The sequence below is a fragment of the Endozoicomonas sp. GU-1 genome (genome assembly GCF_027366395.1).
GTDB lineage: Bacteria > Pseudomonadota > Gammaproteobacteria > Pseudomonadales > Endozoicomonadaceae > Endozoicomonas.
Genome location: NZ_CP114771.1, coordinates 4524776 through 4541852, shown reverse-complemented (window position 1 = coordinate 4541852; position 17077 = coordinate 4524776). Strand labels below are relative to the sequence as shown.

The 17077-nt window shown below is 50.2% G+C and carries 6 protein-coding genes, 2 tRNA genes and 3 rRNA genes; 2 read left to right on the top strand and 9 right to left on the bottom strand.

What is annotated here, in order from left to right:
* Window positions 1-15 precede the first annotated feature (15 nt).
* The 6 genes from rrf to dacB all read right to left on the bottom strand — a co-directional run bounded on the left by rrf (window position 16) and on the right by dacB (window position 7893).
* Window positions 16-131 (bottom strand): 5S ribosomal RNA (gene rrf / locus O3276_RS18740).
* Window positions 132-272: 141 nt separating this feature from the next.
* A 23S ribosomal RNA gene (locus O3276_RS18735) occupies window positions 273-3718 on the bottom strand.
* 294 nt (window positions 3719-4012) lie between these two features.
* A tRNA-Ala gene (locus tag O3276_RS18730) sits at window positions 4013-4088 on the bottom strand.
* 41 nt (window positions 4089-4129) lie between these two features.
* A tRNA-Ile gene (locus O3276_RS18725) sits at window positions 4130-4206 on the bottom strand.
* Window positions 4207-4357: 151 nt separating this feature from the next.
* Window positions 4358-5915: ribosomal RNA gene (locus tag O3276_RS18720) — 16S ribosomal RNA — on the bottom strand.
* The 16S, 23S and 5S rRNA genes sit together here with 2 tRNA genes alongside, the layout of an rRNA operon.
* Window positions 5916-6483: 568 nt before the next feature.
* On the bottom strand, window positions 6484-7893 hold the full coding sequence (dacB, locus tag O3276_RS18715; protein ID WP_269672674.1) for a D-alanyl-D-alanine carboxypeptidase/D-alanyl-D-alanine endopeptidase: 1410 nt from the start codon (window positions 7891-7893) through the stop codon (window positions 6484-6486).
* A gap of 285 nt (window positions 7894-8178) precedes the next feature.
* Between dacB and O3276_RS18710 the strand changes: the two genes are divergently transcribed.
* Complete coding sequence (locus tag O3276_RS18710) at window positions 8179-10512, top strand: Lon protease family protein (RefSeq protein ID WP_332328137.1); 2334 nt, start codon at window positions 8179-8181, stop codon at window positions 10510-10512.
* A gap of 222 nt (window positions 10513-10734) precedes the next feature.
* Here O3276_RS18710 and O3276_RS18705 read toward each other — a convergent pair whose 3' ends face one another.
* The gene (locus O3276_RS18705) at window positions 10735-14343 is read right to left on the bottom strand and encodes a hypothetical protein (RefSeq protein ID WP_269672672.1); all 3609 of its coding nucleotides are present in this window, start codon (window positions 14341-14343) and stop codon (window positions 10735-10737) included.
* Between the two features lie 467 nt (window positions 14344-14810).
* On the opposite strand from O3276_RS18705, the gene tcdA reads away from it, so the two are divergent.
* Window positions 14811-15611: a tRNA cyclic N6-threonylcarbamoyladenosine(37) synthase TcdA gene (tcdA, locus tag O3276_RS18700; RefSeq protein ID WP_269672671.1), complete on the top strand. Its 801-nt coding sequence runs from the start codon at window positions 14811-14813 to the stop codon at window positions 15609-15611.
* A 39-nt stretch (window positions 15612-15650) separates the two neighbouring features.
* Here tcdA and O3276_RS18695 read toward each other — a convergent pair whose 3' ends face one another.
* Together O3276_RS18695 and O3276_RS18690 are read right to left on the bottom strand one after the other, a co-directional pair.
* Entirely contained in the window at window positions 15651-16034 is a 384-nt protein-coding gene (locus O3276_RS18695) for a CesT family type III secretion system chaperone (protein ID WP_269672670.1), read from the bottom strand.
* Window positions 16018-17073 (bottom strand): YopT-type cysteine protease domain-containing protein, encoded by a 1056-nt coding sequence (locus O3276_RS18690; protein ID WP_269672669.1) that lies wholly within the window; start codon window positions 17071-17073, stop codon window positions 16018-16020. The genes O3276_RS18695 and O3276_RS18690 overlap by 17 nt, the downstream gene beginning before the upstream one ends.
* Window positions 17074-17077: the final 4 nt, after the last annotated feature.

Genomic DNA, 17077 nt, shown 5'->3' with positions numbered 1-17077 from the left:
GCTTTTCTGTTGGGTGCCTGGCGATGACCTACTCTCACATGGGGAGACCCCACACTACCATCGGCGATCGGTCATTTCACTGCTGAGTTCGGGATGGGATCAGGTGGTTCTAACCTTCTATGGTCGCCAGGCTAATTAGATACTAGAGACTACAAACCAGTCTCTAGATGGAATCCTTTAATTAAGCTGTTTTCTTGCTTCACACTCTATGCGTATGGCTTCTTGATACTTGTCTCTTGACACTTGTATCCAGCAAATCGCTTTGGCGTTATATGGTCAAGCCGCACGAGTCATTAGTATTGGTTAGCTCAATGCCTCACAGCACTTACACACCCAACCTATCAACGTCATAGTCTTTAACGGCTCTTTAGTGCCCTCAGGGGCAAGGGAAGTCTCATCTTGAAGGGGGCTTCCCGCTTAGATGCTTTCAGCGGTTATCCCGTCCGAACATAGCTACCGGGCAATGCGTCTGGCGACACAACCCGAACACCAGTGGTCCGTCCACTCCGGTCCTCTCGTACTAGGAGCAGCTCTTCTCAAACTTCCAACGTCCACGGCAGATAGGGACCGAACTGTCTCACGACGTTCTAAACCCAGCTCGCGTACCACTTTAAATGGCGAACAGCCATACCCTTGGGACCGGCTTCAGCCCCAGGATGTGATGAGCCGACATCGAGGTGCCAAACACCGCCGTCGATGTGAACTCTTGGGCGGTATCAGCCTGTTATCCCCGGAGTACCTTTTATCCGTTGAGCGATGGCCCTTCCATGCAGAACCACCGGATCACTAAGACCTACTTTCGTACCTGCTCGAGATGTACCTCTCGCAGTCAAGCGTGCTTGTGCCTTTACACTAACCGTACGATGTCCGACCGTACTTAGCACACCTTCGTGCTCCTCCGTTACTCTTTGGGAGGAGACCGCCCCAGTCAAACTACCCACCACACAATGTCCCCGATCCCGTTTCGGGACCCGGGTTAGAACCTCAATATTGCCAGGGTGGTATTTCAAGGATGGCTCCACGATGACTGGCGTCACCGCTTCAAAGCCTCCCACCTATCCTACACAAGCAACATCAAGATCCACTGTGAAGCTGTAGTAAAGGTTCACGGGGTCTTTCCGTCTAGCCGCGGATACGCTGCATCTTAACAGCGATTTCAATTTCACTGAGTCTCGGGTGGAGACAGCGTGGCCATCGTTACGCCATTCGTGCAGGTCGGAACTTACCCGACAAGGAATTTCGCTACCTTAGGACCGTTATAGTTACGGCCGCCGTTTACCGGGGCTTCGATCAAGAGCTTCTCTCACCACCACATTGCTCTTGCTGACTGCGTTAAATGATTCCGCTCGCTCAGTCATTTACTCTTTTGTAAACTCCTTCGCTCGCTCCATCATTTGCCTTGCAGCAAAAGCAATCTGGAGGTGAGATAACCCCATCAATTAACCTTCCGGCACCGGGCAGGCGTCACACCGTATACGTCCACTTTCGTGTTTGCACAGTGCTGTGTTTTTAATAAACAGTCGCAGCCACCTGGTATCTTCGACCAGCCTCAGCTTACGGAGCAAGTCCGATCACCAAAGCTGGCGCACCTTCTCCCGAAGTTACGGTGCCATTTTGCCTAGTTCCTTCACCCGAGTTCTCTCAAGCGCCTTGGTATTCTCTACCTGACCACCTGTGTCGGTTTGGGGTACGGTCCCTTATGACCTGAAGCTTAGAAGTTTTTCCTGGAAGCATGGCATCAATCACTTCAGTTCCGTAGAACCTCGTCATCAATTCTCGGCCTTGAGGATCCGGATTTGCCTGGATCCCCGGCCTACGATCTTAAACGCAGACAACCAACGCTGCGCTGACCTAGCCTTCTCCGTCACTCCATCGCAGTCAAAAGGGGTACAGGAATATTGACCTGTTTCCCATCGATTACGTCTTTCGACCTCACCTTAGGGGCCGACTCACCCTGCGCCGATTAGCGTTGCGCAGGAACCCTTGGTCTTCCGGCGGGGGAGCTTCTCACTCCCCTTGTCGTTACTCATGTCAGCATTCGCACTTCTGATACCTCCAGCACACCTCCCGATGCACCTTCAACGGCTTACAGAACGCTCCTCTACCGCCTAGAAACTAGTTTCTAGATACTAGTATCAAGAATTTGTGTTACGTTTGATGATGCCTCTAAGCATTTTTCCGACTTCCTGGTATCTGAAATCATAATGCCCATAGTTCGCTTGGCTGATGTATTCCAGATCTTTGGAAAACTCTAACCAAACCCGAACTTCATCACACGAACCCATGGCTATTCGCAAATAGCGCTTAACTTCAGCGGGACTTTCCTGCTTACCCATTCCTTCAACTATATTGGCTACAATGGATTTGCTGGCTCGTCTTAATTGGCTTGCTAATTCAAACTGCTCAATCCTTGGAAAACCAAGACTTAAACGATGAATTTCCAGCGCCAATTGATACGCTTTTTGATAAACACTTAGATTGCGATATGGCATATAACTAATCTTGATACATGTTTCTAGAAACTAGTCTCTAGACCCGTAGCTTCGGTGAACAGTTTGAGCCCCGTTAAATCTTCCGCGCGAGCCGACTCGACCAGTGAGCTATTACGCTTTCTTTAAAGGGTGGCTGCTTCTAAGCCAACCTCCTGGCTGTCTGGGCCTTCTCACATCGTTTCCCACTTAACTGTTACTTTGGGACCTTAGCTGACGGTCTGGGTTGTTTCCCTTTCCACGACGGACGTTAGCACCCGCCGTGTGTCTCCCGTGATTGCACTCATCGGTATTCGGAGTTTGCATGGGGTTGGTAAGTCGGGATGACCCCCTAGCCCAAACAGTGCTCTACCCCCGATGGTGAGACACGAGGCGCTACCTAAATAGCTTTCGAGGAGAACCAGCTATCTCCGGGCTTGATTAGCCTTTCACTCCTATCCACAGGTCATCCGCTAGCTTTTCAACGATAGTCGGTTCGGTCCTCCAGTTGATGTTACTCAACCTTCAACCTGCCCATGGATAGATCGCCCGGTTTCGGGTCTACTCCCAGCGACTGTTGTTCCTAAGAACACGCCCTATTAAGACTCGGTTTCCCTACGGCTCCCCTATGCGGTTAACCTTGCCACTGAAAGTAAGTCGCTGACCCATTATACAAAAGGTACGCAGTCACCCCTCTGCCCTTAAAAAAGAGTAAGTAGGCTCCCACTGCTTGTACGTACACGGATTCAGGTTCTATTTCACTCCCCTCAACGGGGTTCTTTTCGCCTTTCCCTCACGGTACTGGTTCACTATCGGTCAGTCAGGAGTATTTAGCCTTGGAGGATGGTCCCCCCATGTTCAGACAGGATTTCACGTGTCCCGTCCTACTCGATTTCACAATAAATGAGCTTTCGTGTACGGGGCTATCACCCACTATGGCCACACTTTCCAGAGTGTTCCACTAACTCATAAATTGCTTAAGGGCTGGTCCCCGTTCGCTCGCCGCTACTGGGGGAATCTCAATTGATTTCTTTTCCTCCGGGTACTTAGATGTTTCAGTTCCCCGGGTTCGCCTTCCAGACCCTATGTATTCAGGTAAGGAATAACGGCTTATGCCGTTGGGTTTCCCCATTCGGAAATTCCTGGATCACAGCTTGTTTATCAGCTCCCCAAGACTTATCGCAGATTACCACGTCCTTCATCGCCTCTGACTGCCAAGGCATCCACCGTGTACGCTTAGTCACTTGACCATATAACCCGAAACGATTTACTTTCGTAAATCATTAGAGGTCAGTCAATACAACTACCTTATAACGATCAAATGAATTTCTTTCGAAATTCATCGCCATACACATTAGCTATTACCTTTCGGTAATTAACTTGAGAGTGTCTCAGCAAGAATTTTCATTAAACAACCGAAGTTGTCTAAATCAATTCAGCTTAATTTGGATTCCACATTGTTAAAGAACATTCTTTCATTAAGAAAGAACAGCAAAATATGCTTAATGAATCAGTTTTCTGCTGTCTCTTGCAAGACAAGAAATTGGTGGAGCTATGCGGGATCGAACCGCAGACCTCCTGCGTGCAAAGCAGGCGCTCTCCCAGCTGAGCTATAGCCCCCTATTCTTTCCGTTGATCCAGGCTTTCATCTCTTGAAAGCTTGGTGGGTCTGGGCAGATTCGAACTGCCGACCTCACCCTTATCAGGGGTGCGCTCTAACCGACTGAGCTACAGACCCGGCATCTTAATCAAGATAACGGATTCATTAAACACACTTTTAAAGAACTTCACAGCCTCAGAACAGGACTGGCTTAACAATTAATAAAACCGCGCATGCAGTTTTATCATCAAACAATTCGTGTGAACGCTTATGGACGTCGGTCTTCGTTTAAGGAGGTGATCCAGCCCCAGGTTCCCCTAGGGCTACCTTGTTACGACTTCACCCCAGTCATGAATCACTCCGTGGTAATCGTCCTCCTTGCGGTTAGACTAACTACTTCTGGAGCAACCCACTCCCATGGTGTGACGGGCGGTGTGTACAAGGCCCGGGAACGTATTCACCGTGACATTCTGATTCACGATTACTAGCGATTCCGACTTCATGGAGTCGAGTTGCAGACTCCAATCCGGACTACGATGCACTTTCTCAGATTAGCTCCACCTCGCGGCTTGGCAACCGTCTGTATGCACCATTGTAGCACGTGTGTAGCCCTGGCCGTAAGGGCCATGATGACTTGACGTCGTCCCCCACCTTCCTCCGGTTTGTCACCGGCAGTCTCCCCAGAGTGCCCACCATGACGTGCTGGTAACTGAGGACAAGGGTTGCGCTCGTTGCGGGACTTAACCCAACATCTCACGACACGAGCTGACGACAGCCATGCAGCACCTGTCTCTGCGTTCCCGAAGGCACCAATCTATCTCTAGAAAGTTCGCAGGATGTCAAGGCCAGGTAAGGTTCTTCGCGTTGCTTCGAATTAAACCACATGCTCCACCGCTTGTGCGGGCCCCCGTCAATTCATTTGAGTTTTAACCTTGCGGCCGTACTCCCCAGGCGGTCTACTTATCGCGTTAGCTGCGTTACCCGTCGTACAAGACAACCGACAACTAGTAGACATCGTTTACGGCGTGGACTACCAGGGTATCTAATCCTGTTTGCTCCCCACGCTTTCGTACCTCAGCGTCAGTATCAGGCCAGAGTGTCGCCTTCGCCACTGGTGTTCCTTCCTATATCTACGCATTTCACCGCTACACAGGAAATTCCACACTCCTCTCCCGTACTCCAGCCACCCAGTTTTGGATGCAGTTCCCAGGTTGAGCCCGGGGCTTTCACATCCAACTTAGGTGGCCGCCTACGCACGCTTTACGCCCAGTAATTCCGATTAACGCTCGCACCCTCCGTATTACCGCGGCTGCTGGCACGGAGTTAGCCGGTGCTTCTTCTGTGGGTAACGTCACAGCTGAAGGGTATTAACCTTCAACCTTTCCTCCCCACTGAAAGTGCTTTACAACCCTAGGGCCTTCTTCACACACGCGGCATGGCTGCATCAGGCTTTCGCCCATTGTGCAATATTCCCCACTGCTGCCTCCCGTAGGAGTCTGGGCCGTGTCTCAGTCCCAGTGTGGCTGATCATCCTCTCAGACCAGCTACGGATCGTCGCCTTGGTAGGCCTTTACCCCACCAACAAGCTAATCCGACGCAGGCTCATCTGATAGCGAAAGGCTCGCTTCTTATAAAAGAAACGGGTCCCCTCCTTTCCCTCGTAAGGCGTATGCGGTATTAATCCGGATTTCTCCGGGCTATCCCCCACTACCAGGCAGATTCCTACGTGTTACGCACCCGTCCGCCGCTCGTCAGCGAAGTGCAAGCACTTCCTGCTACCGCTCGACTTGCATGTGTTAGGCCTGCCGCCAGCGTTCAATCTGAGCCATGATCAAACTCTTCAGTTTAAATTTTTCATGCGAAAAATTTATATGCTCAATAGAACTTACTGCAAATTAACGAGTATGTTCGCTTAAGCGTCGCATTTAACTATTAGCAAAAGGTATTAACCTTTTGTAACCGATACAATCGCACAAGCGCCCACACGAATTGTCTGATATCTTGTTAAAGAACTGATTAAATCGTGGTGATTTAATCGCTGATCCAGCAGTCAGTGCCGATCAGCAAGGCCGCCTATCTTACCGTGGCGGCTTTCGTTGTCAAGCATTCGTTTTTCAGAAGAAGAAAGAAGCTTTCCAACTCGCTAACGTTGCTCTCAAGCCCTGTCAGCGGAGGCGCATATTACCGCGCCAGTTTGATTTGTCAACCGGCTGTTTTTCATTTAATCTAAACAACCCATTTTCAAACCGCACTTCCCGGTCAGCGACGATGTTTCATTCTGCTGAACTCTGACAATCTTTTGGGAATGCCTTGGGAAGAGCCGCGTATTATAAAGAGAAAACGGACGAAGGCAATACTTCATCCGTTAATTTCCAGAACAATATACGACAACCCTCCAACAAGCTGATGCCTTCTTTATTGTTTGCCCGTCAGTCGCTCAAGAAATGCCCGGTGGAATAGCCTGATTTCATGATGAAAGGCTCTTACCTCTTCATTCGTCGCTGGCTGAACAGGTCTCAGCCCATTCAGCAGTACAGCGAATATCAAAGGTGCGTTATTTTCCGGAAAGGCATAACCCACCATACTGTTTACCCCACTCATATAACCAGTCTTTAGCCAGCGACGTTCATCATCCCGTGAGGCCAGCCAGGGTGCTTTCTCCCCCCAGCTTTTCCAACCGGTTTGCAACACTTCAGTAAAGTCATCAGCACTGAGCATGTTATATCGAGACAACCCTGAACCATCCACCAACCGCCCCCTGGTCAAGTCAACACCCTCTTCCCGTAACATAGCCAGAACCGCCTCTGTGCCTGAAGAGTAAGAGCCCTTTTCACCCTTTACCGACGACCCTATGGTTTTCAGCAGGCTATCAGCGTACAGGTTGTCTGACTTATCCAGCACTCGCTGTAAAAGATCAGGCACCGGCGCAGAACGATGGCTGGCCACAAGCCAGGTAAAATCCCCCTGTGGTTTCTCAACCACAACCCTGCCTTCAAGCCTGATGTTGCTTGCCTGCAAAAAAGACTCAACAAACCTTGCGGCAGCCCGCTCCGGATCACGCACTGAAAATGCCATGCGCATGGGTTTGGCATCAGGGGCAATACACCCTTCCAGGCGGTACTCATGGTTTGATGAAGGCCATACTTCCTGAACGCACCCGTCTGGCTCATGGGCCCGAGGTTTTCTAATCACTATGCGATTATCAACAGAGAGCTGCCAGTGTGGTTCATCGTAAACCATCTTTGACAACTGCCCCTCTGTTCCAGAAGGCACCAGCCAGCCAAAAAAACAGTTACGATCCAGTATCATGGCACTGACCGGCGCGGCATAGCAGATATTATGGTCATCCCAACTTGCACCACCGGCTCTTGGATAACCACTATATATAGAACCATCAAGCCAGATATTGCCGCGTATTACTTTTATACCTTTGTTAATCAGTTTTCCCAGTAGCTCAGAAAGGTCATGTCTGGTCAGTGACGGATCACCTGAAAAGGTTAACACCAGGTCTCCGTCATATTCCTTTCCCTCTGCCAGGGGTTTGTTACCCAGCAAGCGGGTTTGGTACCGATACTCTTCTCCCAACACCCGATAAGCCGAGATAGCCGTGATGGCTTTGACCGTGCTTGCTGGCAGCAAGTTAAAGCGACTGTTCCGGTCAAACAGTACCTTTCCGGTTTCAGCTTCGATAACTTTTATGGAATGAATATGCCCGGGCGGTAATGTGGCGATCAGTCGATCCAGGTCATCATTGATGGACGCAAAACCCTGGTTAATTCCAAAAGCTATAAAGGTAATAGACAGCCATTTTTTCCAGACGTTCATAAAAAAGCTCTGCTGCCTCTGACCGCAATAAAATCACCGTTTAATTTATAGATTCTCAGTTCAACACACTGGTCTCAAGGCCGACAAACCTTTTTAATGAGAGTACTATAGGGCTTGTTGACGTTTCGTTGTGAGCTCAGCGGGACGTGTAGTATGGCTCAAAAAAGTGTCATATATATAACAAAAGCTTCACTCCACTCTTATGGTGTAAGCAATTTGCGGGAAATGGCAAGACTTGTGAAAAAACTCAAACTAACAGCGAATCAGCTTATTGCTAAGCAACCAGTGAAGGATTTGGGTTTCAAGTCCACAGAAGAGCTGGAAAATTACGTCGGCATCCTGGGTCAGGAGCGAGCTACCAGTGCGATTCAGTTTGGTGTCGCCATGCACCGCTCGGGCTATAACATCTATGTCATGGGCGAGTCCGGAACAGGCCGGATGTCCTACCTCCGTAAATACCTTGAAACAGAAGCCAAGCGACAGAGCTCCTCGGATGACTGGGCCTATGTCAATAACTTTGATAACCCCCGTGAGCCGAAAGCCCTGAAGTTACCCGCCGGTCTGGGCAGTGACCTGCAGAAGGACTTTGAGAGTTTTATTGATAAGCTGCTGATGACCTTCCCGGCGGCGTTTGAAAACCCCACTTATCAGCAAAAGAAAAGCGCCATCGAGCGCAGCTTTAATAAGCGTTATGATCAGGCCATTGATCAAATTGAACAGGAAGCGCTGAAACGGGATATCGCCTTGTACCGGGATACCGGTGCCTTGAGCTTCACGCCAATGTCCAGCGGTAAGGCGATGGACGAAACCGAGTTCGCGCAATTGCCGGATAAAAAGCGGGAAAAGTTCAATAACGACATCAGTGAACTGGAAACCAAACTCAATGAGTCTCTGGTGGAACTGCCCCAGTGGAAACGGGAATCCAACGAAAAGCTGCAGGACCTGAATCAGGACACCATTGATCAGGCTCTGGCTCCCCTGATGAAGCCTATGCTGAAAAAATACAGCAAAGAGCAGAATGTTCTGGATTACCTGGAAGCCGTCAAACAGCACCTGCACAGAACGGTAATTGAATACCTGGCGGATGAACGGGCAATGGAGTCCAAAGAAGATGCCAGCAAACGATCAGCATTAGAAGAGCTCTACGCCCCCAACCTGGTGGTCGGCCATAAGAACGATGCCGCTGCGCCGGTTATTTATGAGTCTCACCCCAACTACAAGAACCTCTTTGGCCGCATCGAATACGCCAGTGAGATGGGAGCCCTGGTAACCAACTTCCGTCAGATCTGCCCCGGTTCTCTGCACCAGGCCAATGGCGGTTATCTATTGCTGGAAGCCAACAAGCTGCTGGAAGAACCTTTCGTCTGGGAAGCCCTGAAACGGGCGCTGAAAGAGCGGCAGTTGAAAATTGAATCCCCCTACTCCGAGATGGGGTTGATGAACACCATCACCCTCACCCCGGAAATTATTCCACTGCATGTGAAGGTGATTCTGGTTGGCTCCCGGGATATCTATTACATCCTTCAGCAGCTCGACCCGGATTTCCACGAAATGTTCCGGGTACTGGTGGACTTTGATGACCAGCTGCCACGCTCTCCTGAAACCATTCAGGCGTTTGCCCAGCTGCTGAAAAACCGGGCAGACGATGAAAACTATCCACCACTGTCAGCATCGGCGGTTGCCCGGATGATCGAACAAAGCTCCCGGATGACCGAAAACCAGTCTCAACTGTCGGCAAAAATCGGCGAACTCTTCGACTTGCTGGCCGAGGCTGATTTTATCCGACGCACCGGCAATGGCCGTAAAATCAACCACGAGCACATTGACCGGGCGCTGGATGCCAAGGCTGAGCGGACTGGCCGGGTCAGTAAGCAAATTCTGGATGATATGCTGGAAGGCAGCATTCTGATTGATACTGACGGTGAGCAGATTGGTAAGATCAATGGTTTAACTGTGCTCTCTGTGGGAGATGCCTGTTTTGGCTCTCCCGCCCGGATTACCGCCGCGGTTTATCCCGGCAGCCAGGGTATTGTGGATATTGAGCGGGAGGTCGCCCTGGGTCAGGCCATTCACTCGAAAGGGGTTATGATCCTGACCGGTTATCTTGGCAGCCGTTATGCGCAAAAATTCCCACTGGCGATTTCCGCCAGTCTGGCGATGGAACAATCCTACGGTTATATCGACGGCGACAGTGCATCCATGGCTGAGCTCTGCTGTCTGCTCTCAGCATTGACCAATACTCCGATCAAGCAATGCTATGCCGTCACCGGCTCCATGAACCAGCACGGTGAAGTTCAGGCCATTGGTGGTGTTAACGAGAAAATCGAAGGTTTCTTTGATCTCTGTAATGCCAGGGGTCTGACCGGTGAGCAGGGGGTCATTATCCCTCAGGCGAACGTTCGGAACCTGATGCTGCACAGCAAGGTAGTGGATGCGGTAAAAGCCAAGAAGTTTAATGTTTATGCCGTTTCTCATGTTGAAGAGGCACTTGAGCTGCTGACCGGCCATCGTCCGGGTGTTATGAACAGCAAAGGCAATTATCCAAAGGGCTCCATCAACCAGAAAGTACTGGAACGCCTGAAAGAAATCGCTGATCTGACCAAAGAAAACCAAAGTTAAGCGTACGAACTGATACACGCTCAAGCTAGGAGGCTGACCGAGAATAGACTGCCCTACTGCGGTGGCAGCAAATTGGTCTAAAAAGTCAGAAATTTTTAGCAAATAGAACCACTATTCGCTAAAAATTTCCGACTTTTTATCCTCAATTTTCTGCCATCCTCGCTACGGGCGCTATTCTCGGTCAGCCTCCTAGACAGTTGTCTGGCTTTTTTATTGCAAAATTCATTGCACCTCCCCGGGAGGCTGAAACATTGCCAGCACTAATTTGATCAAGTCCTTCCGCTCAATATCGTCATCACTTTCATTCTGAATTGTCGATAGCAAGTCCTTCACTATTTGCTCAAAATCATCACGGTAAGCGTGGTTATTCAGTTGCGTTTGCACAGTTGCAGTAAGTGTATGCAGGCGTTGATATGCTTCTTGAGGCGAGTCAGGCGGTAAGTCGGGTTTGCCTCCAGAAGAGTGCCGGGCAATAAACTCCCTGGCGTAACTCAGGGACATCAGAGCACAGGTAAGCAAGCCATAAATACGCTCATCAGGGTTTTTGGGATTATTAAAAAGCAGGGTTTCAGGTAATTCAAATACTGCTCCTTTTTGGAATTCCACGGTCAGCAGATCAAGGTAATTAACGAGGAATCCCAGCGTATCGTTCAGTGATCTGGTTTGTTCAGCAAACGACAAATCGCTGAACGTTCTCTCAACACCAGTAGCAGCTAATTGTGTTGCCTTTTCATCGGCCACCCCGGTATCAACACTGATGTGAAGCCCCATTAATTTGGCACCCAGATCACCGTAATTAAGATGAACATTGTAGACTTTTGGTTGCTTGGTCGCCTGACACCCCGGAGTTGCCCAAATGACCATGCTTTGGGGAATGACGGAATCACTGTCGGTGTTGAGTACCTGCAATTTTTCCAGGAATTTTCTGGCAGACTCGTCTGACGTGCATTGAATGTCAATATCAATAAATAATGAGCAGCGGTTCTGCAAAAAGCGTGCGTATGAACCGGTAATCAGGATGGGTGGATCAGCATAAAAACGATTCACTTCCGCAATAATCTCAAATGTTTTCAGCTTTAGCGCATGTAACCGGGGCAGCTGAATGTCGGGGAGCCCCGGTTCGCCGACATTTAACCATTGTTTTGACGAAGGTTGCAGAGCCCCACTGCCAGCAACTGCCGAGGCGGCGGAGCTGTGTTGACTGGCAGAGGTTGCGTATCGGTAAACACCATCACTGTCCCATCTTGCGGGAACGACAGCTTTCAGGTTGTGGAGTATATTTTCCATTAAATTGGCTTCACAGATGCTTTGTTCAAACCAGAAGCCTAAAGCATGGCGCAGAGCGGTTCCTGCTGGAAAACTCTGCAGGCACTCCAGCACTTGCCCCTTATGGATATACCGTCCATTAACAGGCTGTCTCGTGATATGGCAGTGTGACAGGAAGAAGAAATGCAGGCGTGAATTCTGAAATGAACTCCGCAGCAGAGTGAGGGATCGATATACCTGTCCTGCTGACACTCTCTGACGATCAATTGGCAGCTCATGGTACAAAGCCATGAATTGCAAAAGACTTTGCAGTCGATGTTGCTCATCGTCTTTGCTTGATACGTTGTTTAAGATTTGCCAGGCCGTTTGCAGTATCTTCCGGGCTTCATTGGTTTCATGGTATTGCTGAGGGTGTTTCAACCTTTGTATCAGGTACCTGACTTGCCTTGAAGAATTATCCCCGGGTACTTTATTAAAAGCTTCCAATACTTTCTGGTTATCCAGAAGGCTGCCATTCAATTCTCTTGCATTCAACGCCAGCTGGGCATAAAAAATAGCGCGTTCGAGCCACCAGCTACCGCATTCATAGTCCTTGATTACCGCTTGCGGTGTGACTTGCTGATCGTTCAGCAGCAGCCCCATCAGGCAACATTGTGACTTAAAACACGCTATGCCCAGTTTGCCCTCCGGACTGTCGGGAAAATCCTTAATCACCGCGTCCGGTGTCACCTGCTGATTATTCAACAGCAAGCCCCTCAGACAACATTTTTCCTTAAAGCGCGCTATCCCCAGCTTGCCTTCCGGACTCTCCGGAAAAGCATTAACCACCTCAGCCGGTGTGACCGGCTGACCATTCAGCCGCAGATTTCTCAGGCAACATTGTTCCATAAAACGCCCCAGCTCCAGTGTTGCTCTGGCGGCCTGATAATCCTTAACCACCTCATCCGCTGTCACCTGCTGGCCATTCAACAGCCGCCCCTTCAGGCAACATTCCGCTTTGAAGTGCGCTCTCCCCAGTTTGCCTTCCGGACTCTCCGGGAAACCCTTAACCACCTCAGCCGGTGTGACTTGCCGATCATTCACCACCAGCCCTCTCAGGCAGCACTCGGCTTTAAAGTGGGCCAGTTGCAGAGTTGCCCCGACCAACTGAAAACCCTTAACCACCGTATAGGGCGTGATCTGTTGGCCATTCAAGGCAAGGCCCTTCAGGCAACATTGCTCCTTGAAGCACACCAGCTCCAGTGTTGCCCTGATGGCCTGAAAATCTTTCACTACCTCATCCGTTGTGACGCGCCGCCCCTTCAACAGCAGCCCCCTCAGGCAACATTCCGCTTTGAAACGCACTATTCCCAGCCTGCCTTCCGGACTATTCGGGAAACCATTAACCACCGCCTCCGGTGTGACCGGCTGACCATTCAACGCCAGCCCCTTCAGGCAACATTTTTCCCGGAAGTGTGCTAGTCCCAGCCGACCATCCAGACTATCCGGAAAATCCCTGACCACCTCATCCGCTGTGACCTGCTGGCCATTCAATGGCCGCTTCTTCAGGCAGCATTCCTGTTTGAAACGTGCCATCTCCAATGCTGCCCTGGCTTCCTGATAATCCTTGACCACCTCATCCGCTGTGACCGGCTGACCGTTCAAAGACTGACCCAGCAGGCAACATTGCTCCTTCAAACGTATTAGCTCCAGGGTTGCCCCGGCGGCCTGATAACCCTTGGCCACCTCATCCGCCGTGACCAGCTGGCCATTCAACGTCAGGCTCTTCAGCCAACATTGATCCCTGAAGCGTGCCATCCCCAGCAGGCCTTCCGGAGTATCAGGGAAATCCACCTCATCCGGCGTGACCTGCCGATCATTCAACACCAGCCCCCTCAGGCAACATTTTTCCTTAAAGCGTGCTATCCCAAGTTTGCCTTCCGGACTATTCGGGAAACCCTGAACCACCTCATCCGTTGTGACCTCCCGGCCATTCAACGCCACGCCCCTCAGGCAACACTGTTCCTTAAAGTGCGCTAACTCCAGAAATACCCCGACCGCCTGAAAATCCTTAACTACCTCATCTGCAGTGACCTGCTGGCCATTCAACGCCAAGCCATTCAGGCAACAGTCCGCTTTGAAGCGGGCCAGCCCCAGTTTGCCTCTCGGATTATCCGGAAAGTCCTTAACCACCTCATCCGGCAGGATCCTCTGGCCATTCACTAACCCCCCTTTAAGACAACATTCCGCTTTGAAGCGCGCCAGCTCCAAGTTTGCCCCAGCGGCCTGATAATCCTGAATAACCTCGTCCGGTGTGACCTGCCGACCATGCAACGCCAGGCCTCTCAGGCAACATAACTCCTTAAAGCGCGCCAGCTCCAGTATTGCACTGACTGACTGAAGCCCATGAACCACGGCATTCGTTGTGACTTTCTGGCCCTTCAGCGGCAGCCCCCTCAGACAGCATTCCTCTTTGAAACGCACTATCGCTAATTTGTATTTATAGTGTCGATCCGGCTCTCGATTGAATTCTTGAATGACCTCATCCGGGGTCACTTTTCTGTTGTTTAGCAGTTGGTTCTGCAAGCAAAGTTTTTGCAGAAAGAACCCACTTCTGAGGGACGTTGTATCTTTTTCAAAGGCTGAAAGCACATCAGTCGAGGTGATTTGACGTCCATGTAATAATTCTTTTTTCCAAAAGGCATCCTCTATAGATTTGCTACTGCCCCGGATGCTGGCTTTGCTTCTACAGGGCCGATTGTATGAGACTCTTTTACCATTAAATTTGGTTCTACCACGGTCAGAAACCACGCGTGGCCCGGCATGCCGGTCAGCCCGGCGAGCGGACTCTGAACGGTGATGGGTTGCTGATGCTGCTTTCAGAATTAAGCCTCACGCACTTGGACAATAAATACCGCAGTTTGACCTCAAAATAATTATTAGGTTCCATTGATGGCAGGTCATTCAGAGTCAAAGCAAGGCAAAATTTGATTAAAACAATGCCACTTTGGGTTGTATAATCGGCGGCTAATGTTTTATCTCAGTCGTTTCCAATGCCAGCAGCCTCTTCCCCCAGCAACAGCTTCAATGACCGGTTCGGCGGTATTCGCCGCTTGTACGGCAACCGTGCTGTTGACCAGCTTCGTCAATCCCATGTCTGCGTCATCGGTATTGGTGGTGTTGGCTCCTGGGCAGCAGAAGCCCTGGCCAGAACGGCGGTGGGTAACATCACCCTGATCGATCTGGACGACATTTGTATAACCAACACCAATCGCCAATTGCATGCGCTTACGGACACCATTGGCCGCTCAAAAGTTGAGGTGATTGCCGAGCGCATTACCCAGATAAACCCCGAGTGTCAGTGTCAGACCATTGAAGACTTTATTACGGAAGATAATCTTCAGGAACTGATCACCAACGAGTTTGACTATGTGCTGGATGCCATCGACAGCTTCCGGGTTAAGGCGGCGCTGATCGCTCACTGCAAACGTCTCAAAATCAAAATCATCACCACTGGCGGTGCTGGCGGACAGATGGATCCTACCCAGATTCAGATCACCGATCTGACCAAAACCTGGCATGACCCTCTGGCAAGAAAAGTGCGCAACCAGCTTCGTGACCGTCATGGCTTCAGCAAGAATACCAAACGAAAGTTTGGCGTAGACTGTGTGTTTTCCACCGAGCAGGCGGTTTATCCACAGGCTGATGGTACCATCTGCCAGACCAAACCCACCGGTGAAGGCTCAATGAAAATGGACTGTGCCAGTGGTTTTGGCGCGGCCACCGCAGTGACTGCAACCTTTGGTTTTGCTGCGGCTGCGCGAATTATTGAGAAGTTGGCCAAGACTGATTAATCCCGGCTCTTCTGAAAGGAGTACGCAACTAATCAATGATCACTCTCCTATATCGAATGCCAACAGCTCGCTCAGCTGCCCCTCGGCATCCTGGATAAACCGCTCCAGCCAGGATTTCAGTTCCACCGGAGTCAGGCTATCCAGGCAGTGTTGTGACCAGAAAATGATCTTTTCTTCATACTGCCCGATAATATGGGCAGGCCACTCCTTTCCAAACAGGTTGGTCGCGGCCAGTATTTTACTCTCGTCGTTAACTTCCCCAAGCTCACAATACAGCAAAACCCACTTCTCCTCGTGGCAGGAAAGGTAAATATCAAGTTTGCCATCAACCTCCATGATGTAGAGCCCTTCCGGAGTGGGTTCCAGCTCCAGCCCAATAGCCAGCAGAACTTGTTTGACCAGATATTCAAATTGAGCGTTCACTGTCTTCTCCTGAGTGAGCGATATGGCTAACAGCAAAATTCTGATTCATTCTGAGAACAACTCCTCCATATCTTGATTTTGGCCAGAATTGTTCCACAAACCACTGTTTAAAAGCCTGGCCGCCGGAAAACCGGAACTCGCCAAAATTAGGGTCAAAGAAAGTCACACTGCCATTGTCTGGATCAATATGAGCCGCCAGTGCATGACCACATTTACGCCCACGAATACGAACAAGTTTCAAGCCAGACGACCGGTTCCCATGATCAAGGATGGTCTCAGCCAACTTTTGTGGAAAATTATCTGGGTAAACCAATATCTTCTGATCAGAAGTCAGGTATCGGGACCCGGGCCAGGGTCTGCTAATAGCAGAGTTACCGACAACCTCAAAACGGGTCATCCCGTTCATACGCAGCCATTGGTCTGTGTAGAAATTTTGGTCACTTGAACCCGCTTCTTGCAAAGCCCTTATTTTTTCAAAGACTTCCGGATTAATTTCCCCGTTTTTCGGATCATCATGGATTTCATCGAATAGAGAGGTACCCCGAGCGCGATGTTTTAACCAGTCCAAAGACAGGGCCCAGCAACAACCTGATCGCGTCGTTCTGTCCCATATCATATTTTCCAGCCATTTCCCCTTACCCTGAGAAAACACGGACGTCATTTCCCCGCCAGACTTTACGACCGATTTCCGTACCGGAGTAATGCTTCGCCAGATCAGGCAATGAAAGATCTTGCTGCCCAGATTCACAGCCTTCTTGCCAACCGCCTTGATTGGGTAAAATAAGCTAGTGGATGGTTTTCGGGACTGGGCAATAGAACAGAGTCTCGATTCAAGAGAGGGGGGCTCCAGAGGTCGTTGCTGAGCTTTAGCGGCAAATAATCTGGCGACCCTTTCCTTCATCTCACCATTGCCATCCGCAGGGCTGGCAGATAATGAATACTCACCCAGTTTACTGGCTCCAGAAGCCTGGTCACCCATGCTTCCGTTGTCACTGTCCGGGCTACGGGCATTTAAGGGAGAAGAGGGAATAGAATCCATCGAT

Bases quoted from the DNA above. Each gene is read 5' to 3' on its own strand.
- dacB (WP_269672674.1), bottom strand. From the start codon at position 7,893: ATGAACGTCTGGAAAAAATGGCTGTCTATTACCTTTATAGCTTTTGGA.
- tcdA (WP_269672671.1), top strand. From the start codon at position 14,811: ATGCCAGCAGCCTCTTCCCCCAGCAACAGCTTCAATGACCGGTTCGGC.
- O3276_RS18690 (WP_269672669.1), bottom strand. From the start codon at position 17,073: ATGGATTCTATTCCCTCTTCTCCCTTAAATGCCCGTAGCCCGGACAGT.